This window comes from Vibrio sp. 378 (genome assembly GCF_033339435.1).
Map to the genome: position 1 here is coordinate 652110 of NZ_JAWOUO010000002.1, position 24828 is coordinate 676937.

Below are 24828 nucleotides of genomic sequence, written 5' to 3' on the forward strand. Positions count from 1 at the left end.
CAGTATTCAGAAGGTTTGAGAACCGTATCCTTAAATAGAAGACGTTTGATTGAAACTGAATCTTCATCTTACACCTCATTTTGGTCACGAAATAGACATACACGCACGTTTTAATAAACCTACTGTTGAGCGTTCGCAAGCGAGACAAAACTACGATATGTCTGAGACGATACTTAAGCGCAAATACCTAACGAGTGAACAAAAGACACAAAAGCCAAGTTCACTGATTCCGCCTCAAACCTACCATGCGCAGTTGGCGCACCGTGTTCACCACTCGCCTCAATTTGAAAACGGCCGCGTTAAAAACGAGATGCCAAATGTCCCTAGTCCGCAATCGTTCTGGCAGGTTTGTTGGAGTTATCTTGGTGGTAGAACACCGTTGAGTCCTAACGAACATCTGCCACATTCCCCAATTCAACCCACGCAGTTTGCGCAGCGAAGTGAATCGATGCGCCTTACTTGGCTGGGCCATTCCACTATGCTGGTGGAGGTCGATGGCATTCGAATTCTGACCGATCCGGTATTTGATTACGCTTCTCCGTTCATCGCAAAAGCGTGGTTTGAACGCAATATTCCCAATACTCACGCCAGAGATTGTTTGCCGATTCCTGAAATTATCGTGATTTCGCACGATCATTACGACCATTTAGAAGCGTCGACCATACGTTTCTACGCCGATAAACCCGTGACGTTTTATGTGCCCTTAGGGGTTGGCAAGCATCTGATAAAATGGGGCGTTTGCGCAGACAACATCGTGGAATTCGATTGGTGGGATAGCGTGCACTATGCTGGAATCGAACTGATTTGTACGCCCGCTAACCATAATTCGGGTCGTACTTATTTCGATAAAAACGCGACCCTGTGGGCTTCTTGGGTCATCAAAGGAAAAGAAGAGACGCTCTATTTTAGTGGCGATTCAGCTTACGATTCGCATTTTTCCGAGATCGCACTGCGATGTGGACCAATCGACATTGCCTGTTTGGAAGTGGCTGCCGATGTGAAAGGCCAAGGTTATCCGGTCGAAAACTGGGGACACATGCAGGCTCACCATACCGTGCAAGCGTTTCACGATTTAAATGCGAAAAAACTGTTGCCCGTACATTGGGCTACATACGAGCTATTTACTCACCGTTGGGACGAACCGATTTTAGATTTGCTTGCCCATTGTCAAAAAGAACATATAACGCTGCTGACGCCAATGCCGGGGGAGAGTTTTTACGTTCATCAAGAACATATAAATAAACAGTGGTGGCGAGAAAAAGAAATAGGTGAGCTAGCTAGAATTTTGACTTAATAATATGTTCTTACTTCAATAATTATTTGAGAAGTTAACCTTGTTATTTTAAAAATATAACAAGGTTTTTACTCGCTTACTCATCAATCACTTGAGGTTTTAACTCGACGACATTTCCTTCCGGATCATGTATATAGAGTGATCTACCGAACCCTTGTGCGCCATACCGCTTCGCAAACTCTTCGGTTTCAATGCCGCGCGCACGCAGATATTCCAGTAATTCATCCTCGGAAAAAGGCGCCAATTGCAGGCAAAAATGGTCAATATTACGACCATTTTGAACTGGTGGCTTACCGCCGAGTTGGCCCAATTCGCTGTCTACCGTCACTACATCAATCAATGCGTTACCTGCCCTAAGTTGAGTTAAACCAAGTTCCGTTACTTCGCGTTCGACAGGGCAGCCCAAAATGTCTCGATAGAAATGCAACATAGCATCGAGGTTACAGGTCCTTAATACAACATGATCAAGCGCTTTGATGGCGATTGGATTTTTGGTGGGCATGCTTCACTCCTTTTTGCATTGTGTTGAGGTAAGTATAAAGTGACCTTAAAAGTGGTGAGAGAAATGATCAAATTCCAGATGTTTTTTTCTAGAGCGAGTGCAGAAACACTGCAACTCAAAGCAAACAAAAAAGGCTAGCGTATTGCTAGCCTTTTGGAATATGGATGGGGCTATTACTCGTAATCAGAAGCGTAAGTTTCTTCGTAAGTGTGTGAGTAAAGCTCGAATAGGTTGCCGAATGGGTCTTCTAGGTAAACCATTTTCGCAGGCTTATTATCGTCTTCTGGGTGGTAACGCATGATGTCCATGCGAACTTTGCCACCTAGTGCTTCGGTGCGTTTGATAGCACCTTCAAAATCGTCTGTCTGCAAACAGAAATGGAAGATACCGATGCGAGAAAAATCCACTTCATGGCGCTCTTGACGCTCTTTCATTTCGAATAACTCAAGGCCGATGCCATCACTTGTCACAAGGTGCGCAATGTTGAAGCCTTTAAAGCCTTCCCCAAAGACCGCAATACACATTCTGCCAATTGCCGTTTCGCGTTCTTCAATCACTTTCGTGTTGCCCATAACGACTTTTAGACCTAGCGCTTGCGTGTAAAACTCAACCGCTTTGTCCATATCTCCGACCATAATACCGACATGATTCATTTTCATTTGTTTGCTCCCAACATGTGTGTTTGAACGTTGTCTTGTTTCGATGTGGGAGAGTATATGGCGTGATGTTGATTACATGAAATTATCATAAATTATAAAAATGATAATTTTATTTAATGTTGTACATGTTGGGATTGAGTTAGTGAGCTAAGGCCTCAACAGCTTGCCTCACCGAGGTGAAATGAATCTTGATAATGCACCGTTGCGCGAGGCTGAATTCATGCGATTGGATTAATGACGTAACCTCTTCTACGGACAGCGTTCGTTCTTTTGGGTGTAAAAGAGTGGTGTTCGAACCATTGTTTTTCAATTCGAACGTGTTGCCATTTGAGTCAATAACGTAATCATCTTGCCCAAAAATGAGGGCTTCGCATTCAGAGTCTAAGTCGGACTGGGAATGCGTATAGATCAGCTCATCGTCGCCGTCTAGTTTTAGCAAGCATGGCCAGCATACTGCGTGGTCTCTCATGGTTAACTCATTATTCATTGTTATTTAGAAACTTGACCCAGGTTGTTGCAAAAATGCTAACTCTTCAGGTGTGCTTTCTCTACCCAAGATGGCGTTGCGATGTGGGTAACGTCCAAACTGGTCGATGATGGCTTTGTGTTTTAGCTCAAAATCGTAGTTATTTTCAAGCCCTGATGCGCGAAACAATTTCTCAGCTTCGACATGAATGAGGCGAGATTCGCTGTGCATAAACGGCATGTACAAAAAGCTTAGCTGCTCAGGCGCTAATTCTTTATCGTGACCTAACCGAATTGCCTCTTGAGCCAGTGCTAATGCGAGTTGGTCTTGTGCAAACGCTTTTGGGGTGTTGCGATACACATTACGTGAAAACTGGTCGAGGACGATGATTTCGGCCAATCGTCCTTGTGCGCTGTCACGCCAATTAAACAGTTCACAACGAGCCGCTTGTTCTAATACCGAGGCAAATCGCGATGCAATACGCTTGTCCAGTTCTGGGTTGTTTTCAAACCAATTTTTGGGCGATAGCTCCTCGAACCAAAATTTGATGATTTGTTGATGCATGGATCTTCCTTCCTATTGCATTAGCTAAAGAATAAAAAGCCAGAAGGCGAGCTCCTGGCTTTCTGCGTGTTATCGACCGTAAGTCTCTATGATGTAATGTTCAAAATCGTCACACATTTGTTCGTCAGAGATGGCGTTGCTTGCCAGCTCTTTACTGCCGTCGACGACTTTAATCGCGGCGTTCAGTGAAGCGACTGATGCTCGCTCTCGCGTCGCAAGTGAGTCGATTTTCTTCTGCTGCACTTCCCATGCCTGTTCTGGCGACAGGTTACACACGTCTGCAAGGTATTTGGCATTGAAGCCTTCGCCAGTCAGGCTGACAATGGTTTCGTTGTGCGACAAGTGATTGCCTGCGTGCCAGTAGTGTTTTGCCAGCAGTGGGCCAATTTCTGGGTTATCCGTCAGGTAACCAAACTTCTCAAGGAAGTATGCACGGGTCTGATACACCGCCATGTGCGCGAGTAGATAACCTTGATACGCACAAGCTGCTTCGTCGGATAGCAAATGTGGAATCGCCATCAGTGGGCGAGGGCTGCATTCCAAACCAAGGATCTGTTTTTCACAATCGCGAGCGAGCTTAGTGATGCGCTCTGGCGTTAACTCGTCATCGCTCAATTGATACAACGCGCGCTCAAAATATGGCACAACCAAGATGCTACGTTCTTCATAAGCTTTGAATGGCTGACGGCTGTTGATCATTGCTTGAATAATCTCATCAGGCACAGAATTCCCTTCATCATCCAGTGCGTACTGTTTTAGCCAATCGGCATCGGTTAACAGGCTATCACAGAACATCGACTGAGTTTCTGCATAAGCCATTGACGTCGGCGCAAACTCCTGCGAGAAACAAGGCGCGTTCATTTTTACGTTCGCAAAGTGTGCTGCGTGGCCGCCTTCGTGGAACAGCGTGTTAATGCCATCGTAGCCGCTGCCCACTTGGTCTGGTTTGGCATTACTGGTGAAGTTCACCTGCGCTGCGACCCATTCGCCTTGATTATAGAAAGAAGGAATAGGGCCGTGGCAGAACCCATTCGGGTACTTACCTTTGCGATCTAGTAAATCCAGCGTTAGCGTCGCACCAGAGTAATCAATATTTAGGCGACCAAATGATTCTACCCAGCGTCTCAGAGATTTTGAGAACGGCACGTATGGGTCAAGGTCACGCATAACGTCACCCGCGAATGAGTAAACAAAGTTGTAGCCTGCTAGTGCGCTTGCGCCTTTCTCTTTCGCCAAGTTTTCTAAGCTGTTTAGATGCGCATCTCGCGTGCGTTGTTCGAAATCTTCCAAAATCTCGAATAGCTGTTCAGAGCTCATCTTTTCCGTTTTTTGCACGGAGTAATCAAAGAAAGTCGCATAACCGAGTGAGCGAGCGAACTGGTTGCGCAGTTTGATCAGCTCTATAAAGCCGTTTTGCAGTAGCCATTGTTCAAGGTTCAGCAACGCTTGATGAGCCGATTGGCGAACTTCTTCATGATTGCTGGTGCGAATGGTTGAGCTTAATACGGGTAGTGAACCTTCTACTTGCTCGCCGTTCTCATCGGTAAATGTTTGTACGTGGTTCTGTTTTTTCTCGAAGAGCTCAGCTTCAAAGGCAATGAGCTGATTTTTCAACGCTTGTGCTTTTTCGCCCTCGATAGCGTGAGATTCAAACATCGCCAGCCAACCAGATAGACCCGTAATGGTTTGTTGTTTCTCTTGTGGGTCGGTAATTGAGTCCGCGGCTTCAAGCTGTTGTTTGATGGCAGTAATTTGCTCGGCGTTGCTTAAAAAGCTTGTCCATGCCGTTTGTGCTTGCGTCGAGCCATCATGGTCATCGCTGATCCCCATGTAAGTTTCCCAAAAGAAATCTTCTTTGGTGCGGTGAATCGCAAGGTAACGTTGATTGAGGTCGTTGAGGTAATCCGTTGCGGTCATTTTGATCCTTCAAATGGTTTCGTTATGTAGACAGTTGATTATTGCACGCTTGGTCGCGAGAAAGGAACGCTAATCTCATTTGTCGATTTTGCATCGCGTAAAGGTGATTTTACTATTTGTTTACATTTGGGTGAGTTAATAGGAGTTATGAGCTTGCAGTGTTAAGACTGGTATGGAGTTTACAGTTTATTAAGTAATTAATCTGCGGTGCGCTATCGATGATCCTTATCAGGTGTAATAAGATTTCCATATCGTGGCGATACAGTTGGAAACGATATGATAAATAAGACAAAAGTTACGTTATTGGCGGTAGGTACGATTTTAGTTGGATGTTCCACAGTCGCGCCACCAAGAAATGATGCGGTTGAAAGCATTCAACAAAAGTGTTCTGTGATTTTAAGCAATGATGTTGCGGGCGATCAGCGCTGGCAGACGTACAACGGCTTGCTTGTAGAATATGCCGTGCATGGCGTTAAGAGTCAGGCGCAACTGGAACGTTTTGAAGCGTTTGTGCAGAGAGTGCAAGATGATGAGTCTGGACAGTTAGTTACTGAGTTGATTGAGGTCACCGACTGGGGATGCTCAAACGGCAATTATCTTGAAGAGATGAGCTTGTTTATTCAAGAAGTTCAAAAGTAAAAAACCGAGCGTTAAGTCGCTCGGTTTTTCTGTTTGTGGAACGCTTTTGTGCGCTGGCTCGTCAGGACGTTTACTCCTCTGGATACTCGCCCATACCTTGCGTTTTACCTTCCGCTTTCCAATGCTCTCCAGGAGCAAATGCTTCATCGCATAAATCTACGGTGTAGCCCATTTCTGTGATTTCCTTCAAAGTGAGGTTATCAGCAATATTTGCAACTTCCCCCGATTTATTCCGTAACTCCATGTTGATCTCTCCTCTGTAGGTAGACGAGTGGCATCAATGCACAGTGAAGAATGCATTGGTAACCTTTGTTCTAAGTATATAACCCGCTGCTAAAAATGAAGGTTTAATCCACTTTTTAAATATGGGTAATTGGATAATGCTTTGAGCTGCTTCCGTTATTTAGAACCGCAGCATCGCGATAGTTTGCCATTTGTGATTTATTGAGTGATTAAACGGTCAATTTGGAAACTCGAAATGGTGATTCTCGACCACGCTTTAGCACAACAAATTGTTGATCGAACCATGTCCATCATTGGTCACAATGTGAATGTGATGAACTCGGCAGGCATCATCATTGGCAGTGGCGACCCTAAACGTGTTGGGCAAGTGCATGATGGCGCGGTACTGGCGCTGAATCATGGCGATTCGCTAGAGCTTAATGAGCAGCAATGTTTGACGTTGCAGGGTGTCAAACCCGGTATCAATATGTTGTTGAAATTACATGGCGACGTGGTCGGTATTGTTGGCGTCACAGGAGAGCCGGAGAAAATCCGAGATTTTGCAAAACTGGTTAAAATGACCGCTGAACTAACAATCGAGCAAGCTGCGCTGGTGGAAAAATTTCAGTGGGACAGACGTCATCGTGAAGAGTTTATTCTGGCTTGGATCAATGGCAAATTGACCGATGAAGAGCTGAAAGATTGGGCGATGCGTCTTTCTATCGATGTTACTCAACCACGGGTGGCAACGGTGATTGAAGTCTCGACGCCGTCCGCCTCGAAAAGCATGAAGAGTGTGCGCAATATTGTTGAGCTGCTTGAATACCCAGAGCGTAACAACCTGGTTGCGATTGTCTCGGTGAATGAAATTGTGGTGTTGAAACCGTGTCATTCCGCCAAGCAGTGGGATAGCCAAGTTGAAAGTGAACGCATTGATAAGTTGATGTCGCGTTTAAGCGATCACGATTCACATACGTTTCACATTGCGCTAGGGCAGCTGTTTAATGAACCTAAAGATGTCGCGTTGTCATACCAAAGCGCGAAACAGGTATTAGCCATTGGCAAGCAGTTCTACCCAGAGAAACGTAAGTACCTGTTCGATGAACTTCGTTTGCCTGTGCTGTTAGCGCCGTTGGCGGATATTTGGCAAGGTGAACAAATTATTGATGGTGTGAAACGGTTGAAAGAGAAAGACAAATCTGGGCAATTATTGAAAACCCTAGATGCACTGTTTGAATGCAATGGCAACGTAACAGAATGCTCTAAAATGCTGTTTATTCACCGGAACACTCTGCGCTATCGGTTAGAGAAAATCACCGAGATAACAGGGCTACCAACTACCAATTTTGTGGGGTTAGCGGAGCTTTATATTGCGACTCGGCTCTCAAAAATGTCGTGATATTGTGCATCTGCACAATACGCGTCATTTTTTGACCACATCATTTGTCACTCCGCCTAAAGGAATTCTAAAGCAAACGATTAATAATTCATGCGTCCCTACATGTTGAGTGAGCCAACACGGACTCGCTCAGCAAAATAAGAATAAATGGAGTTATCATGAACCTTATATTAATCCTGCTCGGGGTGATCGCATTTATTGTGCTCACGACCACCAAATTCAAATTACATCCCTTTTTAGCGCTGATCATCGCGGCGTTCCTTGCGGCATTTGCTTACGGCTTACCGGCAGATAGCATTGCCAAAACCATTGCTTCTGGCTTTGGCGGCATCCTTGGTTACATTGGTTTGGTTATCGTTTTAGGTACTATCATTGGTGTTATTTTGGAAAAAAGTGGTGCGGCGATCACCATGGCCGATACGGTCATCAAAGTGTTGGGTGAGCGTTTCCCAACATTGACCATGAGTATCATAGGTTACATCGTTTCTGTTCCGGTATTTTGTGATTCAGGCTTTGTCATTCTGAACTCGCTCAAAGAATCACTCGCGAAGCGTTTAAAAACCTCAAGCGTTGCGATGAGTGTGGCGTTGGCAACTGGCCTATACGCAACGCACACGTTTGTGCCGCCAACTCCTGGCCCGATTGCCGCTGCGGGTAACTTAGGCCTGGAATCTAACCTTGGTTTAGTGATTGGTGTGGGTGTGTTTGTTGCAGCGGTTGCGGCGTTAGCGGGTATGTTGTGGGCGAACCGATTCCAACATGTTGAACCAGATGGCATTGAAGCCGTAGAAGAAATTCAGCAAGACTGGCAAGCACTCAAAGCGTCTTACGGCAAATTGCCAACGGCGAGCCAAGCATTCGCTCCTATTTTTGTTCCTATCTTATTGATCTGTTTTGGCTCTATCGCGAAATTCCCAAGCCTACCGCTGGGCGAAGGTTTTGTGTTTGATGTTCTGACTTTCTTAGGACAGCCACTAACGGCATTGGTGATTGGCCTGTTCCTTTCTGTTCGCCTACTCAAGTCAGACAACAAGATTGAAGAATTTGGCGAGCGAATCAGCCAAGGTATTACGGCTGCTGCGCCTATTCTTTTGATTACCGGTGCGGGTGGTGCTTTTGGCGCGGTATTAAAAGCAACGCCGCTAGGTGAATACTTAGGTACGACGTTATCGGCGCTGGGCGTGGGTATTTTCATGCCATTTATCGTTGCGGCTGCGCTAAAATCGGCGCAAGGTTCATCAACGGTTGCGCTGGTGACCACATCAGCTTTGGTTGCGCCTATGCTTACGCAATTGGGGCTCGATTCAGAAATGGGCCGCGTATTAACGGTGATGGCGATCGGTGCAGGTGCGATGACGGTTTCTCATGCAAACGACAGTTTCTTCTGGGTAGTTTCGCAGTTTAGTCGCATGTCGGTGGGCTTAGCGTACCGCGCGCAAACCATGGCTACGCTCGTTCAAGGTGTCACGGCAATGGCATTGGTGTACATTTTGAGCCTCGTTCTCTTATAAGTCTCTGGAAATACGTATGAAAGTGGTAATTGCACCTGATTCATTTAAAGAAAGCTTAACCGCCAAACAAGTGAGCGAGGCGATCAAAACGGGTCTTGCTCGCGTATGGCATGATGCCGAGTTTGTTACGGTTCCGGTCGCAGACGGTGGCGAAGGCACGGTTCAATCTTTGATAGATGCAACTCAAGGCGAACAAGTCTTCACAACGGTGACCGCGCCATTAGGGAATGATGTTGAAGCGTTTTATGGCATCCTCGGCGACGGCGAAACCGCGGTTATTGAAATGGCGGAGGCCAGTGGTCTGCACCTTGTGCCGAGTGATGCTCGCGACCCAAAACTGACCAGTAGCATTGGTACTGGACAGCTGATCAAACACGCGCTAGATAGAGGTATTCAACGCTTAATCATTGGTTTGGGCGGCAGCGCTACCAATGATGGTGGCGTGGGCATGTTGACCGCGTTGGGGGTGGCGTTTCTTGATGAATCTGGTCATGCAATTACCCCAAATGGAGGCGGGTTAGCGGCGCTTGCGTCCATCGATATTTCTGGTCTTGACCCTCGTTTAGCAACTTGCGAAGTGTTGGTAGCGTGCGATGTTGATAACCCACTCTGTGGTGACAAAGGCGCGTCGGCTATCTTTGGCCCGCAAAAGGGAGCGACCGTATCAGACGTTACTCTGCTCGATAACGCATTGCGCAAGTTTGGCGAGTTGACGGAACAAGCGACGGGTAAGCATGTACTGACTCGTGAAGGGGCGGGTGCTGCTGGTGGTATGGGCGCGGCCTTGCTCGGGTACACGCCAGCACGTTTGCAACCGGGAATTGAGATTGTGCTTGAAACGGTCAAACTTGCTCAGCATGTTGCGGATGCGGATATCGTATTTACAGGCGAGGGTCGAATCGATCATCAAACCGCACATGGCAAAACGCCGATGGGCGTTGCTCAGGTCGCCAAGCAGTGTAATTTACCAGTCATTGCATTAGCAGGCTGTGTGGGCGACAACTATCAGGCGGTTTATGAGTGCGGCATTGATGCGGTGTTTGCTTGTGTACCAAGGGCGATGAGCTTACCTGAGGCCATGAAAGAGGCCGACGTCAACGTTGCTAACTTAGCCGAAAACGTCGCGAGAATGTGGCAAATTAAGTCGCACTGAAGGCGATGACGATATGAAAAACTCCACCTTTGCGTGGAGTTTTTTGTTGTTACGTGTTTGCGTGTGTAGGCATAAGTTCATTTAGCAAGAGCGAGTTAACAGGCATGCTTTGCTATCAATTTTGCCAGTGTTTGCATCGCTTGACTCCAATCGGTTTCATGACCAAAGTTTGCCACGCTGAGGCGTACGCAATGCCGATATTGCCCTTGAGTGCCAAATACGGTGCCGGGAAGTAGGCTGATTCTGTGCTTATTGCATGCTTGATACAACGCATAGCTGTCCGTGTCTTCGGGCAGTCGCAACCAAAGTAAGAACGAGCCTTGTACGGCGTTGATCTGGTATCGATTTTTTAGAGGTTCGTATTCATCCAAGTATTGATGAAGCATCTGGATAAATCGTCGCATGTTGTTTTGATAAACCCGACCCATTCGCGCAGTATGCGTTCGATACTTGCCTGACGTTAGAAACGTTGCCACGGCGGATTGCATCAGGTTCAAACTGCCCATGTTCTCACACAGTAGATATTGCTCAATTTGATCTCGATATCGCCCCGCCAACATCCAACCAATTCTCAAACGCGAATCGAGCGTTTTGGATAACGAATTTACGTAAATTACGCGTTGCTTGTCATCGAGCAATCTCAAGCTTGGCAACGGCTTATCATAACTTAACCCGCCAAACACATCGTCTTCGATAATAGGAATATTGCCGGACGCCAATAGTAATTGTTGACGCTTTTCTAGCGGCATCATGGCACCAGTTGGATTGGTGAAGTTTGGCGTTACGATGATCGCTTTTATGTCCCATGTCGCCATTGCTTTTGCTAAGGCTTCGGGGCACATACCGTCGCGTGGGCAACTCGGAATTTCCACCACTTTGAGGCCGAGTGATTCTAGCATCAATAAGTTGCCAAAATAGCAAGGGGACTCCACCGCGACGATATCGCCTTTTTGTGTCGTTGCGCGCAGCGCTAGGCTAATGGCTTGTTGCGCGCCGTGCGTCACCATGATCTCATCCAACTTGGCTGGCGTGCCCAAATCTTGTGTGATTTTCGCTAGTTGTTTGATTAAGAGGTGATCACCGGGTGGTAATTGGTAATGGCTCGGTACATGCGTTTGCTGGCGGCTGTGGCGGCCGATCTCGGCGTACAAGCTTTTGATCGCGGGGGAGTCAATGTTTGGGTGGGCAGAACCGGTAGGCAAACGCTCTTGGTATTCAGGATAAGTAAGGATTTCTTTGCAGATCGAGAGCAAATCCACGCGAGTCGGATCCGGAATTGAGCGAGAGGTCGGCAAGGTGATTTTCACTCGATAACCCGATTTGGGAACCGAGTAAACCAAGTTTTGTGCTTCCAGCTCTTGATACGCACGAATCACGGTATTTTTACTGACATTTAATTCTTGGCTCAACGAGCGAATGGAGGGCAGTCGATCATCCGCCTGATAAACGCCACCATTGATGGCTTGTTTGAGGTGTTTTTCCACCACGAGGTACTTATTCCCTTCACCGCTTTCCAATAAATCTGTACCCATAAAAACACTTCCATCTGTCACTTTTTGAAAACACTGTACCTAATTACATTAGCAGTATCTCAAAACATAAAACAAGCGTGAGTGAGGCGATCATGTTAATCCGAGCCATCCCTTTTGTATTTGTCATCCTTTGGGCTTCTGGATTCGTTGGTGCGCGTTTTGGTTTGCAATATGCCGAGCCAGCGACACTACTTTCTATCCGTATGGCATTCAATGTCTTATTGTTTCTGGTTCTTGTGGCGGTATTGCGTAGAAGGTTGCCGACAGGAAAAGATTTTTGGCACAGCTGTGTAGTTGGTGCGTTGATCCACGGTTTCTATCTGGGCGGTACTTATTTCGCTATCGCCTTGGGTATGCCTGCTGGGTTGAGTTCGTTGCTGGTGGGTATTCAACCGATTTTAACCGCGGCTTTACTGGTGGCGTTTGTTCGTGAGGAATTTAAACCCTCGCAATGGTTGGGTTTGGCTCTTGGTTTTGTCGGTATCGCTATGGTGTTGATGGGCAAAATGGAGTGGCAATCCGAGCAGCATAAAGTGTTGGCCATTGGTTTGTGTTTATTGGCTTTGGTTGGTATCACGCTAGGGACGCTTTATCAGAAAAAACATTGCCAACAAGTGGATATGGTGGGTGGTGCGACGGTGCAATATTTGGCCGCTCTCGTCATGTTTCTGCCCGTTGCGATGCAGTTTGAAACCATGCAAGTGCAGTGGGAACTGGAGTTTATTTTGACTGTGTTGTGGTTGGTCGTCGTGCTCTCTTGTGTCGCTATTCTACTGCTGCTGTACATGGTTAAGAACGGTGCTGCATCGAGCGTAGCTTCTGTATTCTACCTGGTGCCGCCAACGACGGCGATTCAGGCTTGGCTCGCGTTTGGAGAGTCATTTGATTGGATGGGGATTTCTGGTTTCGTACTGGCAGCTACGGCGGTGTATTTGGTGGTTAAAAAGCCGGATCTGACGATAAAGAAATCGATTCAAACAGAATATACCTAAATTGGGTAGGGACATTTGCGTACCAGTGGGTACAATCTGCTTCATCTTAATCCGTGGAGCAGAATGATGAAGGTAAAGCCAGATCGAATGACCGCCATGCGTAGCATCATCGAGCAAGTAAAAGCGGAACTACCAATTTATGAACCAGAAACGTTTGTATGTGGACCAGAAGGGCAGTGCATTGGCTGTCCGAAGAAATTGTTGGAAATGGTCGATTCAGAAGTCACTTATTGGGAGTCAGCCATGGAGCGCGGCATTGTTCCGCAGTTCGATGAGATTCGTCGTTTTGGCAAAATGTGCACGAATGTTCGTCGTGGTCTGGTGCGAAATAATGTGCCTTTACTCAGTAACTAGAGAGTAAAAACCGTCTAATATCTGACACATAGCGTCGTTTTGTTACACTGCTCTTTGGCTGCTGTTCTCAAGTTTGAGTGGTGTTTGTCTCTTCTTACCCCTTAAGCCTTTAATCGTAAGAAATTGGCGATATATTGGCTCGGTCTCACATGGATGTGGGGCTATTGTCTTGGGCTAGTTGAGATAAGAAACGTGAAATCAAAGGGATTTACGCTGATGGAAATCACCATAGTGCTTACCACTTTGGCTTTCATCGCATTAGCTGCTTTACCAGTACTACTCGATATTCATCGCCAAGCATACGCTGCGATGCTGCACAGTTCTCAGTCTTCTTTGGGTACGGCTCTCAAATTCTTTCATGCTCAATCAGTGATTGATAACGCTTACGGCCAAGAGCACGTTCACTACATTGACCGACATGTCAAAACACGCAAAGGCATGCCAGAAGCGAGTGCCGATAGTATTCGAGCTTTGTTAGAAATCGATCTACCAGCCAGAGGTTATTCGAAAATTGACGTGCCGTGCAAAGGCAGTGATTTTTGCATCATCGGTCAGCAGCACCCAAACAGTGCTCATTTTGTCGCTATTCCTGATTATCAGTTCTTAGATAAATCGGGTGTTGATCGCGTGGTGTACATTTGGCCGCAAGGTTACACACTGGCAGAAGAAGCATGCTATTTCTACTACGTGAATCAAGCCTCTAACGATTCAATTGTTCGAGGGCATGTGACGCAAGGGTGTTAACCCCGAATAAGTGTTGCGAACAACGGTTATCGTGACTCTACAAATCTGGGCTTTTCGAACGGCTTTGCGCTTTATACAATATCATTTTTTGACTCATCAAGACTTTACCATTTGGCAAGGTCACTTCCCCAAGTTCTCCCTGATGTTCAAATCCAAACCGTTCATACAAAGCAATCGCTGGTGTGTTGGTTGTGTATACGTAGAGTGCGATTTGGTCGTAACCAAATTCCCAACCACGTGCGATCGCGACTGCCAATAGTTTCCGCCCCAATCCTTTGCCTCGGTAGTTTTTGTCGATGTGAATACCAAGAATACCGACGCGAAGGCGTTGCCCTCTTTCGTAACCGCACATCTCAGCTGGGTAGATTTCAACACTACCGATAAGTTTTTGGCGGTCAAACGCGACAAACTGAGGGATGGACTCGTTTTCCACACGTTGCAGGATTCTGCGAAGCGTTGCGTTATCGGGTGCAGGAGAAATCAAAAATTCCCCTTCGGAGTACACTCGATTCCACAGCGCGGTGAAGCGCGCGATATCGCTCACCTTGATGGATCTGATTTGCATTCATCTTCCTTGATTAGTGCAGGTTAGTAACGGTTAGGGGATAAGCTCAGATAAACAACGAATTTGGTTAGGAATGGCTTCGGCTGGTGCATCAGCGCCCGTTGGGTTAAACCAAATTGTGTTTACGCCCGCTTTCATCGCAGGGTAAATATCTTTGTGAGGTAAATCGCCAACCATGGTTATTCCACTCACGTTAACCCCTAACTGTTTTGCGATGGCGAGATAAAACTCAGGTTGGTTTTTAGCGATACCGAGGTTGGCAAAACAAAAATAGCCATTTAAGTATTGGTCTAAGTCGACGCGAACAAATGCACGCTGAACCTCTTCCATGTTGGAATCAGATGCACTGGTCGCAATGTAGATGGGATGATTTTGGGAAAGTATTGCCAGTGTTTCTCTGGCTTGAGGAACTGCTTCTACGTGTTCCCAATCGCACATTTTTCCTTGTGCGTGAGGGAAATCTACCATCAAGGTGTTCCCCCAATCGAAAAGATAAATCATGTTCGAATCTCCTTATCCGCACATCATATCGTCTTTTTCTAAAATCAGGGGGTAAATTGCATCGATAAATGCGATTTAGGTGGGTTTAGTCGTGAAAAGCGCTTAATTGTCGTTATCGTTACAAATGTTTCAGCATAATGCGTGAGTTAGTTTTAAAACCTTGATTATCGTAAAAGCGCTGTGCTGGCTGATTGAATTCCATCACTTCCAATCGAACTTGTGTGGCATTGGCATCGCGCGCCCATTGCTCACAGGTTTGGAGCAGTTGGTGGCCGATTCCTTGCTGCTTTTGCGCTTCATCGACAACAATTGTTCCCACGCGACAAATTGGGTCTTTGATCAGAAAACTGACGGTGTCGTTTTGGGTGATCATCGCGGTTAAGAAGCCGAGAATTTGCTGTTCGCGTTCGGCAATCAAAAAGAGTCGCTCTTTGTTCTCTAGTGCTTGTGCAAGAAATTTACGGTCAGCTTCTGAAGGCGCAACAAAGGCTTCTGGCGCATTTGCAAAATGCAGTGAATTAATTTGAAAATTAAGCTGAAAAATTTCGTCTAAATCATCGGGAATCGCTTGTCGGATATGGACTTGCATTCTATCTGCCCCCTGCAATATCGATAAATGATCCTGTGACATAAGAGGCTTCGTCACTTAATAGCCAAGCGATCGCATTTGCTACTTCTTCTACCGTGCCACCGCGTTTAAGAGGAATTTGAGGGCTGAGTCTATCTACTCGGTTTGGTTCTCCGCCGTCGGCATGCATATCAGTGTAAATGAAACCAGGTCGAACGCCATTGACGCGAATATTGCGCTCTGCCAACTCTAGCGAGAGCCCTTTAGTTAAAGTATCCATCGCGCCTTTTGATGTGGCGTAATCGACATACTCAAATGGCGCTCCTGAGCGCGACGCTCCAGAGGAGACATTCACAATTGCACCGCCTGCACTGAATCGCCTCGCCGCTTCTCGACAGCAGAGAAAACAGCTATTTACATTGGTGTTCATTACTTTCTGAAAGCGTTCCAAGCTGATTTCTGACAAAGGCGATTGAGTAAAGAGGATTCCAACGTTGTTGACCAAGTGCGTCACTGCACCAAATTCACGTTCTGTTTCATCAAACAAGGAGAGCACTTGCTTCTCATCGGCTACGTCTGCGGCGATGGCAATCGCTTTGCCACCGTTTGCTTGTATTTCTGCCACAACTTGGTCGGCGGCCTCTTGCTGAGTGCGGTAATTAACGCAAACGCGATAGCCTTGCTCGGCCAGCTTTTTCGCCGCTGCGGCTCCAATACCTCGGCTTGCGCCGGTAATGATGACTACTTTATTCAAAATACGTCCTTATTTATGTAGTGAGTAGATTTTATCGGCGTAGGATTTGCCACCAATTTGGTATGCGTCTGGAATAACCTCAATGAGTTCGAAACCACATTTTATCAGGACACGCTCTGACGCAATATTGCCTTCAGTGACCGTCGCGGAAAAGTGGTTGATGTTATGTGTCGAGGTTGCCCAGTATAGAAGCGCTTGAAGAGTTTCTGTTCCAAGCTGTTGGCCATGAAATTCCGGCAAAAGTAAGTAACCTACCTCTGCCTTACCGTTTTCAATAGCAAAGCCAGTGATGCCGATGGGTTGCTCAGATTGCTTATCGAGTATTACAAGGCAAAGCCAATGCTGGCAATTTGGGGTCCATGGTAATAATCGCGAAGCAAATTTTTCTCTTATTTCTGTTTCGCTGGGACGATCGAAACAGAGTGCAATAACCTCTTGTTCGGAGAGTAATCGTTGAAAGAGTTCCCAGTCACTGGCTTTGATGGGTCTTAATTGGTTTCTGTGCGTCTCGATATAAACTGACATGCGTGTCCTTACTGCATCAATGTGGAGATTCAGTCTCTCATCCTCTTATCTGTTTAATCAAATAGTTGCATTCATAAAAGTGATTTATGTGGTGAATGGTTGGCTGGGTAATGGATTATTGCCATATATTCATCTTTGAGATGCAAATAACAAAATTTCATACTTGAGGAATACAGAGCAACACGGAAATGATGTGGATCAAGAGAGGACTACCCATAAAGTAGTAATTTGCGACCTATAATTACATTTTATTTGGAAGTGTTGCTAATTATGTCAATAAAAAAACGATATGTTGCACTGCTGGTTGCTGCCGGCATTGGTGTGGGCTGGTTAACTTTGGGGGGGAGTGCGGCAGTAATGCATTACACCTCAGATACTGAATTTTGTCTCTCGTGCCACTCTATGGAAACCCCTTACAAAGAGTACCAAGGCTCAGTGCACTTCAGTAATGCGAAAGGCATTCGCGCGGAATGTTCTGACTGTCATATTCCTCAAGAACCAATGGATTACCTGATCACCAAAATTCGCGCGTCGAAAGACATCTACCATGAATTTGTGACAGGCAAGATCGACACGCCAGAGAAATACGAAGCACATCGTAAAGACATGGCTGAAACGGTATGGGCTCAGTTCCGTGAAAACGATTCAGCGACGTGTCGTTCGTGTCATGATTTCGATGCAATGGAAGAGTTTGAGCAATCACGCGATGCGGCGAAGATGCACGAATACGCGAAAGCGAACGATCAAACGTGTATCGATTGTCACAAAGGTGTGGCTCACTTTGCACCAGAAGCAGAGCTAGACAGCAAAGCATTTGAAACGCTGATGAGCTTCACGACGAAGACAGCTGCTAACGCGAAGGTAGTTTACCCAGTAACAACGATTAATATGGGTGAAATGGGTACCATCAATCCAACAACAAAACTGGAAGTGATGAGCGCGGAAGGCGACAACCGCACTGTTAAGTTGAATGCATTCCAAATGAAAGGCGCAGAACAAGTGCTTTACATGGGAGAAGGTCAACGTGCCATCGTAGCAACGCTAACAGAGCAAGGCCAACAAGCGCTTGAAGCTGGTGAATTTGAGGCGGATGTTTACGGCAACGAATGGCGCGCAGTTTCTCTAACAGGTGCTATTGATTCTCCAGTTGTAGACACGCTTGATCCAGTATGGTCATACGCAGAAGAGTTGGACAACGTTTACTGTGCCACTTGTCACGCGAAAATTCCTTCAAATCACTTCACAGTGAATGCATGGGGACCGGTAGCGAAAAGTATGGGTGATCGAACTGATATTTCAGCCGAGAACCTAGAAATTCTAACCAAGTTCTTCCAGCACCACGCGAAAGATGTGGTTGGTCACTAACGATAAATAGAAGGATAAGATTATGACTAATATGACCCGTCGCGGATTTCTAAAAGGTACTGGTATGGCGGCTGGTGCAATGGCATTCACTTCATTTGCACCTATGTCTGTTGCGTCTTCTAATGCTCGCGGCAAAGGCATTCTAACGGCGGGCCGCATGGGCCCAATGTTATGTGAAGTGAAAGATGGTAAGTTGGTTTCGACTACTAATGCTCTTCCACAAACTGTACCAAATAGTCTACAAACTACTGGGCCTGACCAAGTGCATACCAAGGCGCGTGTGAAGTACCCAATGGTACGTAAAGGCTACTTGGCAAACCCATCGTCGCCAGAAGGTGTGCGCGGTAGTGATGAGTTTGTGCCTGTGTCTTGGGATGAGGCTTACAAGCTGATCCACGAGCAGCACATGCGAATTCGCAAAGAATATGGCCCGGCTTCTGTGTTTGCAGGCTCTTACGGCTGGCGTTCAAGTGGCGTGCTGCACAAAGCACAAACCTTGCTGCAACGTTACATGAGCATGGCGGGTGGCTATTCAGGCCACTTGGGTGACTACTCAACGGGTGCTGCGCAGGTCATCATGCCGCACGTTGTGGGCTCTATCGAAGTGTACGAGCAGCAAACCACGTACCCAGTGGTACTAGAGCACAGCGATGTGGTTGTGCTTTGGGGCTTAAACCCGATCAACACTCTAAAAATCGCGTGGAGCTCAACAGACTGTGCTGGTCTTGAGTTCTTCCATCAGTTGAAAAAATCAGGCAAGACGGTTATCGCTATTGACCCTATTCGTTCTGAAACCATCGAGTTCTTTGGTGAGAATGCGGAGTGGATTGCTCCTCACCCAATGACCGACGTGGCAATGATGATGGGTATCGCACACACCTTAGTGAAACAAGGTAAGCACGATAAAGCCTTCCTCGATAAATACACCGCAGGTTACGACAAGTTTGAAGCGTACCTGATGGGCGAAGAAGACGGCGTAGAAAAATCAGCAGAATGGGCATCACAAATCTGTGGCGTACCTGCAAAGCAACTTGAGCTACTGGCTGACATCTTCAGTAAAAACCGCACCATGCTGATGGCGGGTTGGGGCATGCAGCGCCAACAATACGGTGAGCAGCGTCACTGGATGCTGGTTACACTGGCAACGATGTTGGGCCAGATCGGTTTACCGGGCGGTGGTTTTGGTTTCTCTTACCACTACTCAAACGGTGGTAACCCTGCTCGTGATGCTGGCGTACTTCCTGCGATTTCGGCATCGCTGGGTGGCGGCTCTTCTGCGGGGAACGACTGGGCGGTGTCTGGCGCGGTGCAAAGCTTCCCTGTGGCGCGTATTGTCGAGGCGTTGGAAAACCCAGGTCAATCCTACCATCATAACGGTCATGAACTGACGTTCCCGGACATCAAGATGATTTGGTGGGCAGGTGGTGCGAACTTTACTCACCACCAAGACACCAACCGTCTGATCAAAGCGTGGCAAAAGCCTGAGCTGATCGTGATTTCAGAGCCTTACTGGACGGCGGCTGCGAAGCACGCGGACATTGTTCTGCCAATCACCACATCGTTCGAGCGTAACGACTTAACGATGACAGGTGACTACAGTAACCAACACTTGGTGCCAATGAAGCAAGTGATTGAGCCGCAAGGTGAAGCGCGTAATGACTTCGATGTATTCGCGGACATGGCAGAGATGCTAGCACCGGGTGGCCGTGATGTGTACACCGAAGGCAAAACTGAAATGGAATGGCTGTACGGCTTCTACAAGGCGGCGCAACAAGGTGGCCGTGGCTCTCGCGTAGCAATGCCGAACTTTAGCAAGTTCTGGGAAGATAACCAACTGATCGAGATGAAGTGGAACGAGAAGAACGCACAGTTTGTTCGTTACGCAGATTTCCGTGAAGACCCGATCATGAATCCACTCGGTACACCAAGTGGTAAGATCGAAATCTTCTCGAAAACCATTGAAGGTTATCAGTTGGAAGACTGTCCTCCACACCCAACGTGGATGGCACCAACCGAGTACACTGGCAATGCAAAAGACGGCGAGTTGCAGCTAATGACCGCGCACGCAGCGCATCGTCTACACAGCCAGTTTAACTACGCGAAGATTCGCGAAGAGTACGCAATTGCAAACCGTGAACCTATTTGGATTCACCCTGAAGATGCGAAAGCGCGTGGTATTAAAACGGGCGATTTAGTTCGTGCGTTTAACAACCGTGGCCAAGTATTGGTTGGTGCAGAAGTGACTGACCGAATCAAGCAAGGTTCAGTGTGTATTCATGAAGGCGGCTGGCCGGATCTGGATCCGAAAACCGGCATTTGTAAGAACGGCGGTTGTAACGTGTTAACGTTGGATATTCCGACCTCTCGACTTGCAAACGGCTGTGCGGCGAACTCGGCACTGGTTCGTATTGAAAAATACACTGGCCCAGAATTAGAACTAACAGCGTTTGAACCACCAAGAAATGGTTAGAAAAAAGTAGCGTTTTAAAGCAAGAAGCCAGCGAATCGCTGGCTTCTTTTTTATCTAGTAATCGTTCACATTAGCGCGAAGCGAGAGAAACAAATGGCATCTGTTTCTTAATCTGAAATGTCGGGAGTAAAGTAAATACAATCGCGACAAACAAGACTGAGCCTATTAAATCTTCAGGGCGATGCATCCCCAGCCATAAGCGGCTATATGCGACGCTCATTCCCCACATCCATAATGACAGTGCAGAGATATAGCACTTGTTCTGTAAGAACAACCCGCCAAAGAAAGCCAAACAAATCGAAACGAAAATCGTATGGCCGGATGGGAAAGAATAGTCTTTCTCGCCTTGCCAATGGCGCGTTCGCCAATCACTGACGTGTTCAGAAATCTGGTTAATTACGTTGGCTTGCTGCTTTGTATCCAACTGATAAAACGCTTCTGGGTGCTCAATCAATTGCTCTGCAGCAAGCAGTTCGGCGTAGGGACGCGGGCTTTCTGTCATCAGTTTTAGCCCCGTTTTGCTGGCAAAACCAATCACAAGTAACAACCCTAACATTGAGAGTTTTTGTATCCACTCAATGCGACTTGGTTTAAAGCGAAATAAAGAAAGCAGTAGCAGTGTTAACGTAATTAAAAAGCCTTTGCTACCAGCAGAATCTGTGAGCAAAGTAAAAGTAATACCCAGACTTTCAGGCACCTGTGAAGTGAGATTGTGATAAGAGCCAAACAGCGACATTGGGATGATGCCAAGAACAAACAAGGCGAGCATCATCAATCCATATTTTTTGGTTTTCATTGAGAGCGTTTTGTTTTTATTGAGGGTTATTCAACCACGTGAAAATAAGGGGCTTATCTTACGTTATCTGGCGTGAAAAACTTATCAACGCTCTGTCAATTCGACGAGAGAATGAAGGTTGAGTGATGAATTGATGACATTTATCCGGAGGGTAAAGGCGCTCATCCTTAAGCGTTGGGGTCTTAATCCATCAGAGAAAGTAAGTACTCTGCTGCTTTGGTTGGGTTTTCTGCATGACAAATGGCAGAAACCAAAGCCAAACCATGCACACCTGTCGCACTCAGGGCAGGAATGTTGGTTTCGTTGATGCCACCAATCGCGACGATTGGTAAGGGCGTGGTGTTCAGCGCCATCTTCAAACCTTCAATACCCCAGTGTTTTTTGGTGTTGGTTTTGGTAGGTGTAGCGAATATCGCACTCAAACCGATGTAATCAATGGGCAGATAACCCGCCTCTGCCAGCTGCTCTTCAGTCTCAATCGATAAGCCGAGAATCTTGTTTGGGCCAATCAATTGACGAGCGATCTCTGCTGGCATGTCTGACTGCCCGAGGTGAACACCATCGGCATCGACGGCAAGGGCAACATCAACACGATCATTGATGATTAGCGGGACGCCAGTACCTTCAAGGATAGTCTTTACGGCTTGAGCTCGTTCGATAAACGCACGCATATCGCCGTGTTTTTCGCGGACTTGTACCATGGTCACGCCACCTTCCACGGCTTTTCTCACTACACGCTTTAGTGTGGCTAAATCTTGTTGGTCATCGGTGACCAAATATAAACGATAGGCGTTCATTTTGTTTCCTTTGGGCCTCTCCTAGATGGAATGAGAGGCCGGTATTTATTAGAGCAAAGCTTAGCTCACTTGCAGTTTTAGGCGTTTTGCTAGAGTTTCTTCATCCAACTGGTAAAGCTCATCCAACAAGTTCATTTGCAGGCTGCCTGGACCACGAGCTTGTTCCGCTGCAATCTCGCCAACAACGCCCAGTACCGCCGCAGCAGCAAGTCCGGAGTGATCACCAACAGCAGCGAAAGCACCCGTCAGTGCCGTTAGTGTACAGCCCATTCCGGTTACGTAAGGCATCATCTCGTGACCATTATTCAACTGGACGGTTTGCTCTTTCGTGACGATGTAATCAGTCTCGCCAGAAATCACTACACTTGCACCATACTCTGCGACTAAGAAGTTGGCTGCGCCAAGTGCTGCGTCGCTGCTGTCTAACGCATCAACGCCTTTGCTTTGTGCTTGCTCGCCAGCGAGAGCGATGATTTCTGAGGCGTTACCACGAATGATCAGCTTATTTGCAAGGCGTGCGATCTCACGTGATGTCTCTGTACGTAGTGAGCTTGCTCCGCAACCGACTGGGTCGAGTATAACGATTTTACCATTGGCATTGGCTTGCTTTACGGCATAGCTCATACGCGGTGTCCAAACGCTGTCTAGGGTACCAATGTTGATAACCAGTGAACCCGCGAACGACATCATCTCTGCCATCTCTTGTTTGGAGTGCGCCATGATTGGAGAAGCGCCGATAGCCAATAGCGCGTTTGCCGTGTTGTTCATCACCACGTAGTTAGTGATGTTGACGACTAATGGCTTTTGCTGGCGTACTGCGGTTAATGCTTGGGTGATTTGTTCAATTAACATGAGACTCTCCGATTAATCTTGCTGAGCGTTCAGGCCTTGTTGCCAGAATGCCACTTCCATACGCGTTGCAGTTTTGAATACCTGAATCAGGTTTTGACCGCGTTGGCTGTTGATGTCGATTTCCGCCAATAACTGGTTAAAGTGTTCTGCACCTTTTGCGACACCAGATTGGAATTCCTCACCACCGTAGAGGTTGATCCAACTTGCGTATGAATTGCCTTCGATTACCGTGTTCTCACTTTCAATCAGCATCTTACCGATTACGGCATAACCGATAGAACATGGTGCCAGTGCCGCGTATAGATCAACAAGATCGCCCGTCATGCCTGCATCCAACACGTAGCGGGTGTAAGCCACAGTGCCGAAATCTTCTGGCTCGTTTTCTAGGTCGGATTCCGTCAGTCCCCATTGCTCACAGTAAGTCACGTGATGGGCGATTTCAGAATCGAGCAATGCATGTACGCTTGGTAGGGCGCGGCGCATGTCATCCAAAGTACGCGCTTTGTAGATCGCTAATGCGTAAGCTCGGGCGTACTGCTTTAGGAAAAGAAAATCCTGTTTTAGGTAATGCAGAAAGCAAGGCTGAGCCAGAGTGCCTTGCGCCAATTGCTGCACGAAAGCATGCTCAGTGTATTCTTGCCAATCTTGGCGGCAAGCGTCGATCAAATCTTGGTATTTCATTATGGGTATCTCGTTATCAAAAGACCCTAGGCTTAGATCCTAAGGTAAGTAGAATTAGTCAAAGCTCGGTACGTAATCTTTCGCTTTTGGCAGTGTTTCGATGATTTTTTGTGAATACATGAATTCGGCATAATCATCGTAGCGTTTCAAATCTACTGCAGATGGACGAAGAGCGAAACGAGTTAGCGTGTCGTTCCAAGCGCGTTGGTTAAGCTCGTTGTTGAGCGTGTCTGGTGAGTAAGCCACAAACTCTTTCCACGACTCTTTTGGATGGTTAACGATGTAAGTGGTTGCTTGTTCTAGTGCTTTGTTGAATGCCTTGATGGCTTCTTTGTCGTAGGTTTTCGCATTGGCTACGAAGACTAACTCGTCATACGCTGGCACGCCGTGTTCTTCAGGGAAGAAGGCTTTAGCTTTATAACCTTCTAATGCTAGTTGGTTGGTTTCGAAGTTACGTAGACCGCCCCAAATCGCATCCACCTTGCCAGACGCAAGAGACGAAGACAGCGCCCAACCTACGTTGATGATTTGTACGTCAGAAAACTTCACGTTCTCTTGCGCAAGCATGGTGCCGATTGTCGCTTCTTCGTTGCCTGCGATCGCAATACCGATCTTCTTGCCTTTCAAGTCGCCAAGGTTTTCATTCTTACCGTTGTCCAACACCATCAACGTGTTGAGTGGCGTAGCAATCAAAGTCGCAGAGCGGATTAGTGGCAAACCAGCTGCGACATCGATAGTTAGGCTCGGTTGGTATGAAATCGCCATGTCGACCTTGCCAGCAGCGACCAACTTAGGTGGTGTACTTGGATCTGCAGGCTCTTGAATGTTGACCTTCAAACCTTGTTCTTTGAAGTAACCGCGCTCTTTGGCAATCACGATAGGACCATGGTTTGGATTGACGAACCAATCCAACATCAGTGTCATCTCTTTTTCAGCAGCGAGTACGTTGGTTGATACAACTGAAGCGAGTAGAGCAGCAGCGCTCATAAGTTTGTTTTTATTCACG

The 24828-nt window shown here is 46.9% G+C and carries 27 protein-coding genes; 10 read left to right on the top strand and 17 right to left on the bottom strand.

The features are described 5' to 3' along the window. Positions 1–157 precede the first annotated feature (157 nt). On the top strand, positions 158–1294 hold the full coding sequence (locus tag R7Q48_RS06305) for an MBL fold metallo-hydrolase (protein ID WP_318132210.1): 1137 nt from the start codon (positions 158–160) through the stop codon (positions 1292–1294). A gap of 76 nt (positions 1295–1370) precedes the next feature. On the opposite strand, the gene R7Q48_RS06310 is transcribed toward R7Q48_RS06305, so the two are convergent. The 5 genes from R7Q48_RS06310 to R7Q48_RS06330 form a co-directional block, all read right to left on the bottom strand. Beyond that, a complete protein-coding gene (locus R7Q48_RS06310; protein WP_017634369.1) occupies positions 1371–1796 on the bottom strand; it encodes a VOC family protein in 426 nt (141 codons plus the stop codon). A gap of 173 nt (positions 1797–1969) precedes the next feature. Beyond that, the gene (locus R7Q48_RS06315) at positions 1970–2455 is read right to left on the bottom strand and encodes a VOC family protein (protein ID WP_005374344.1); all 486 of its coding nucleotides are present in this window, start codon (positions 2453–2455) and stop codon (positions 1970–1972) included. A 139-nt stretch (positions 2456–2594) separates the two neighbouring features. After that, on the bottom strand, positions 2595–2924 hold the full coding sequence (locus tag R7Q48_RS06320; RefSeq protein ID WP_033907198.1) for a DUF4144 domain-containing protein: 330 nt from the start codon (positions 2922–2924) through the stop codon (positions 2595–2597). 24 nt (positions 2925–2948) lie between these two features. Beyond that, complete coding sequence (locus R7Q48_RS06325; protein ID WP_206957590.1) at positions 2949–3485, bottom strand: DUF924 family protein; 537 nt, start codon at positions 3483–3485, stop codon at positions 2949–2951. Positions 3486–3554: 69 nt separating this feature from the next. Next, on the bottom strand, positions 3555–5402 hold the full coding sequence (locus R7Q48_RS06330) for a M3 family metallopeptidase (RefSeq protein ID WP_206957588.1): 1848 nt from the start codon (positions 5400–5402) through the stop codon (positions 3555–3557). Positions 5403–5678: 276 nt separating this feature from the next. Here R7Q48_RS06330 and R7Q48_RS06335 point away from each other — a divergent pair, with 276 nt between their 5' ends. Beyond that, positions 5679–6041: a hypothetical protein gene (locus R7Q48_RS06335; RefSeq protein WP_017634365.1), complete on the top strand. Its 363-nt coding sequence runs from the start codon at positions 5679–5681 to the stop codon at positions 6039–6041. Positions 6042–6111: 70 nt separating this feature from the next. On the opposite strand, the gene R7Q48_RS06340 is transcribed toward R7Q48_RS06335, so the two are convergent. Continuing rightward, entirely contained in the window at positions 6112–6285 is a 174-nt protein-coding gene (locus R7Q48_RS06340; protein WP_005374332.1) for a hypothetical protein, read from the bottom strand. 234 nt (positions 6286–6519) lie between these two features. Between R7Q48_RS06340 and R7Q48_RS06345 the strand changes: the two genes are divergently transcribed. The 3 genes from R7Q48_RS06345 (at position 6520) to R7Q48_RS06355 (ending at position 10326) form a co-directional block, all read left to right on the top strand. Beyond that, positions 6520–7662, top strand: a complete 1143-nt coding sequence (locus tag R7Q48_RS06345) for a sugar diacid recognition domain-containing protein (RefSeq protein ID WP_005374330.1) — start codon at positions 6520–6522, stop codon at positions 7660–7662. 158 nt (positions 7663–7820) lie between these two features. Beyond that, positions 7821–9173 carry a GntP family permease gene (locus R7Q48_RS06350; RefSeq protein WP_005391886.1) on the top strand — a complete coding sequence of 451 codons (1353 nt, stop codon included), beginning with the start codon at positions 7821–7823 and terminating at the stop codon, positions 9171–9173. 16 nt (positions 9174–9189) lie between these two features. Then, a complete protein-coding gene (locus tag R7Q48_RS06355) occupies positions 9190–10326 on the top strand; it encodes a glycerate kinase (protein ID WP_042522351.1) in 1137 nt (378 codons plus the stop codon). A gap of 95 nt (positions 10327–10421) precedes the next feature. Here the strand turns inward: R7Q48_RS06355 and R7Q48_RS06360 are convergent, their stop codons facing one another. Beyond that, positions 10422–11858, bottom strand: coding sequence for a PLP-dependent aminotransferase family protein (locus R7Q48_RS06360; RefSeq protein ID WP_256903113.1), 1437 nt, complete (start codon positions 11856–11858; stop codon positions 10422–10424). A 92-nt stretch (positions 11859–11950) separates the two neighbouring features. On the opposite strand from R7Q48_RS06360, the gene R7Q48_RS06365 reads away from it, so the two are divergent. The 3 genes from R7Q48_RS06365 to R7Q48_RS06375 all read left to right on the top strand — a co-directional run bounded on the left by R7Q48_RS06365 (position 11951) and on the right by R7Q48_RS06375 (position 13948). Beyond that, the gene (locus tag R7Q48_RS06365) at positions 11951–12850 is read left to right on the top strand and encodes a DMT family transporter (RefSeq protein ID WP_017634359.1); all 900 of its coding nucleotides are present in this window, start codon (positions 11951–11953) and stop codon (positions 12848–12850) included. A 66-nt stretch (positions 12851–12916) separates the two neighbouring features. Beyond that, the gene (locus R7Q48_RS06370; protein WP_005374318.1) at positions 12917–13204 is read left to right on the top strand and encodes a hypothetical protein; all 288 of its coding nucleotides are present in this window, start codon (positions 12917–12919) and stop codon (positions 13202–13204) included. A gap of 153 nt (positions 13205–13357) precedes the next feature. Then, positions 13358–13948: a type II secretion system protein gene (locus tag R7Q48_RS06375; RefSeq protein WP_225455765.1), complete on the top strand. Its 591-nt coding sequence runs from the start codon at positions 13358–13360 to the stop codon at positions 13946–13948. Between the two features lie 37 nt (positions 13949–13985). On the opposite strand, the gene R7Q48_RS06380 is transcribed toward R7Q48_RS06375, so the two are convergent. The 5 genes from R7Q48_RS06380 to R7Q48_RS06400 all read right to left on the bottom strand — a co-directional run bounded on the left by R7Q48_RS06380 (position 13986) and on the right by R7Q48_RS06400 (position 16861). Continuing rightward, positions 13986–14513 (bottom strand): GNAT family N-acetyltransferase, encoded by a 528-nt coding sequence (locus R7Q48_RS06380; protein ID WP_047102510.1) that lies wholly within the window; start codon positions 14511–14513, stop codon positions 13986–13988. Positions 14514–14546: 33 nt separating this feature from the next. After that, the gene (locus R7Q48_RS06385) at positions 14547–15014 is read right to left on the bottom strand and encodes an HAD family hydrolase (protein WP_005374312.1); all 468 of its coding nucleotides are present in this window, start codon (positions 15012–15014) and stop codon (positions 14547–14549) included. A 118-nt stretch (positions 15015–15132) separates the two neighbouring features. Next, a complete protein-coding gene (locus R7Q48_RS06390) occupies positions 15133–15603 on the bottom strand; it encodes a GNAT family N-acetyltransferase (protein WP_213914689.1) in 471 nt (156 codons plus the stop codon). A 1-nt stretch (position 15604) separates the two neighbouring features. Further along, the gene (locus tag R7Q48_RS06395; RefSeq protein ID WP_017821007.1) at positions 15605–16336 is read right to left on the bottom strand and encodes a glucose 1-dehydrogenase; all 732 of its coding nucleotides are present in this window, start codon (positions 16334–16336) and stop codon (positions 15605–15607) included. 9 nt (positions 16337–16345) lie between these two features. Then, positions 16346–16861, bottom strand: coding sequence for a GNAT family N-acetyltransferase (locus R7Q48_RS06400; RefSeq protein ID WP_318132205.1), 516 nt, complete (start codon positions 16859–16861; stop codon positions 16346–16348). Positions 16862–17131: 270 nt separating this feature from the next. Here R7Q48_RS06400 and R7Q48_RS06405 point away from each other — a divergent pair, with 270 nt between their 5' ends. Together R7Q48_RS06405 and R7Q48_RS06410 are read left to right on the top strand one after the other, a co-directional pair. After that, positions 17132–18226, top strand: a complete 1095-nt coding sequence (locus tag R7Q48_RS06405; RefSeq protein WP_256903115.1) for a NapC/NirT family cytochrome c — start codon at positions 17132–17134, stop codon at positions 18224–18226. A 22-nt stretch (positions 18227–18248) separates the two neighbouring features. After that, on the top strand, positions 18249–20696 hold the full coding sequence (locus tag R7Q48_RS06410) for a trimethylamine-N-oxide reductase 2 (RefSeq protein WP_256903116.1): 2448 nt from the start codon (positions 18249–18251) through the stop codon (positions 20694–20696). Positions 20697–20766: 70 nt separating this feature from the next. Here R7Q48_RS06410 and R7Q48_RS06415 read toward each other — a convergent pair whose 3' ends face one another. From R7Q48_RS06415 to R7Q48_RS06435, 5 genes are all read right to left on the bottom strand, one after another. Next, positions 20767–21492, bottom strand: a complete 726-nt coding sequence (locus R7Q48_RS06415; protein ID WP_025768774.1) for a phosphatase PAP2 family protein — start codon at positions 21490–21492, stop codon at positions 20767–20769. Between the two features lie 182 nt (positions 21493–21674). After that, a complete protein-coding gene (gene thiE, locus R7Q48_RS06420) occupies positions 21675–22289 on the bottom strand; it encodes a thiamine phosphate synthase (protein WP_239945488.1) in 615 nt (204 codons plus the stop codon). Positions 22290–22349: 60 nt separating this feature from the next. Further along, on the bottom strand, positions 22350–23141 hold the full coding sequence (gene thiM / locus R7Q48_RS06425) for a hydroxyethylthiazole kinase (protein ID WP_318132206.1): 792 nt from the start codon (positions 23139–23141) through the stop codon (positions 22350–22352). 12 nt (positions 23142–23153) lie between these two features. Then, positions 23154–23822, bottom strand: coding sequence for a thiaminase II (tenA, locus tag R7Q48_RS06430; RefSeq protein ID WP_256903118.1), 669 nt, complete (start codon positions 23820–23822; stop codon positions 23154–23156). Positions 23823–23876: 54 nt separating this feature from the next. Next, complete coding sequence (locus tag R7Q48_RS06435; protein WP_020195161.1) at positions 23877–24827, bottom strand: ABC transporter substrate-binding protein; 951 nt, start codon at positions 24825–24827, stop codon at positions 23877–23879. Position 24828 lies beyond the last annotated feature (1 nt).

Excerpts from the sequence above, each read along its gene's own strand:
- R7Q48_RS06385 (WP_005374312.1), bottom strand. The coding sequence starts at position 15,014 with ATGATTTATCTTTTCGATTGGGGGAACACCTTGATGGTAGATTTCCCT.
- R7Q48_RS06375 (WP_225455765.1), top strand. The coding sequence starts at position 13,358 with ATGTGGGGCTATTGTCTTGGGCTAGTTGAGATAAGAAACGTGAAATCA.
- R7Q48_RS06415 (WP_025768774.1), bottom strand. The coding sequence starts at position 21,492 with ATGAAAACCAAAAAATATGGATTGATGATGCTCGCCTTGTTTGTTCTT.
- R7Q48_RS06370 (WP_005374318.1), top strand. The coding sequence starts at position 12,917 with ATGAAGGTAAAGCCAGATCGAATGACCGCCATGCGTAGCATCATCGAG.
- R7Q48_RS06405 (WP_256903115.1), top strand. The coding sequence starts at position 17,132 with ATGTCAATAAAAAAACGATATGTTGCACTGCTGGTTGCTGCCGGCATT.
- R7Q48_RS06410 (WP_256903116.1), top strand. The coding sequence starts at position 18,249 with ATGACTAATATGACCCGTCGCGGATTTCTAAAAGGTACTGGTATGGCG.
- R7Q48_RS06380 (WP_047102510.1), bottom strand. The coding sequence starts at position 14,513 with ATGCAAATCAGATCCATCAAGGTGAGCGATATCGCGCGCTTCACCGCG.
- R7Q48_RS06325 (WP_206957590.1), bottom strand. The coding sequence starts at position 3,485 with ATGCATCAACAAATCATCAAATTTTGGTTCGAGGAGCTATCGCCCAAA.
- R7Q48_RS06320 (WP_033907198.1), bottom strand. The coding sequence starts at position 2,924 with ATGAGAGACCACGCAGTATGCTGGCCATGCTTGCTAAAACTAGACGGC.
- thiE (WP_239945488.1), bottom strand. The coding sequence starts at position 22,289 with ATGAACGCCTATCGTTTATATTTGGTCACCGATGACCAACAAGATTTA.
- R7Q48_RS06355 (WP_042522351.1), top strand. The coding sequence starts at position 9,190 with ATGAAAGTGGTAATTGCACCTGATTCATTTAAAGAAAGCTTAACCGCC.
- R7Q48_RS06360 (WP_256903113.1), bottom strand. The coding sequence starts at position 11,858 with ATGGGTACAGATTTATTGGAAAGCGGTGAAGGGAATAAGTACCTCGTG.
- thiM (WP_318132206.1), bottom strand. The coding sequence starts at position 23,141 with ATGTTAATTGAACAAATCACCCAAGCATTAACCGCAGTACGCCAGCAA.
- R7Q48_RS06305 (WP_318132210.1), top strand. The coding sequence starts at position 158 with ATGTCTGAGACGATACTTAAGCGCAAATACCTAACGAGTGAACAAAAG.
- R7Q48_RS06315 (WP_005374344.1), bottom strand. The coding sequence starts at position 2,455 with ATGAAAATGAATCATGTCGGTATTATGGTCGGAGATATGGACAAAGCG.
- R7Q48_RS06365 (WP_017634359.1), top strand. The coding sequence starts at position 11,951 with ATGTTAATCCGAGCCATCCCTTTTGTATTTGTCATCCTTTGGGCTTCT.
- R7Q48_RS06345 (WP_005374330.1), top strand. The coding sequence starts at position 6,520 with ATGGTGATTCTCGACCACGCTTTAGCACAACAAATTGTTGATCGAACC.
- R7Q48_RS06335 (WP_017634365.1), top strand. The coding sequence starts at position 5,679 with ATGATAAATAAGACAAAAGTTACGTTATTGGCGGTAGGTACGATTTTA.
- tenA (WP_256903118.1), bottom strand. The coding sequence starts at position 23,822 with ATGAAATACCAAGATTTGATCGACGCTTGCCGCCAAGATTGGCAAGAA.
- R7Q48_RS06310 (WP_017634369.1), bottom strand. The coding sequence starts at position 1,796 with ATGCCCACCAAAAATCCAATCGCCATCAAAGCGCTTGATCATGTTGTA.
- R7Q48_RS06330 (WP_206957588.1), bottom strand. The coding sequence starts at position 5,402 with ATGACCGCAACGGATTACCTCAACGACCTCAATCAACGTTACCTTGCG.
- R7Q48_RS06390 (WP_213914689.1), bottom strand. The coding sequence starts at position 15,603 with ATGCAAGTCCATATCCGACAAGCGATTCCCGATGATTTAGACGAAATT.
- R7Q48_RS06400 (WP_318132205.1), bottom strand. The coding sequence starts at position 16,861 with ATGTCAGTTTATATCGAGACGCACAGAAACCAATTAAGACCCATCAAA.
- R7Q48_RS06340 (WP_005374332.1), bottom strand. The coding sequence starts at position 6,285 with ATGGAGTTACGGAATAAATCGGGGGAAGTTGCAAATATTGCTGATAAC.
- R7Q48_RS06350 (WP_005391886.1), top strand. The coding sequence starts at position 7,821 with ATGAACCTTATATTAATCCTGCTCGGGGTGATCGCATTTATTGTGCTC.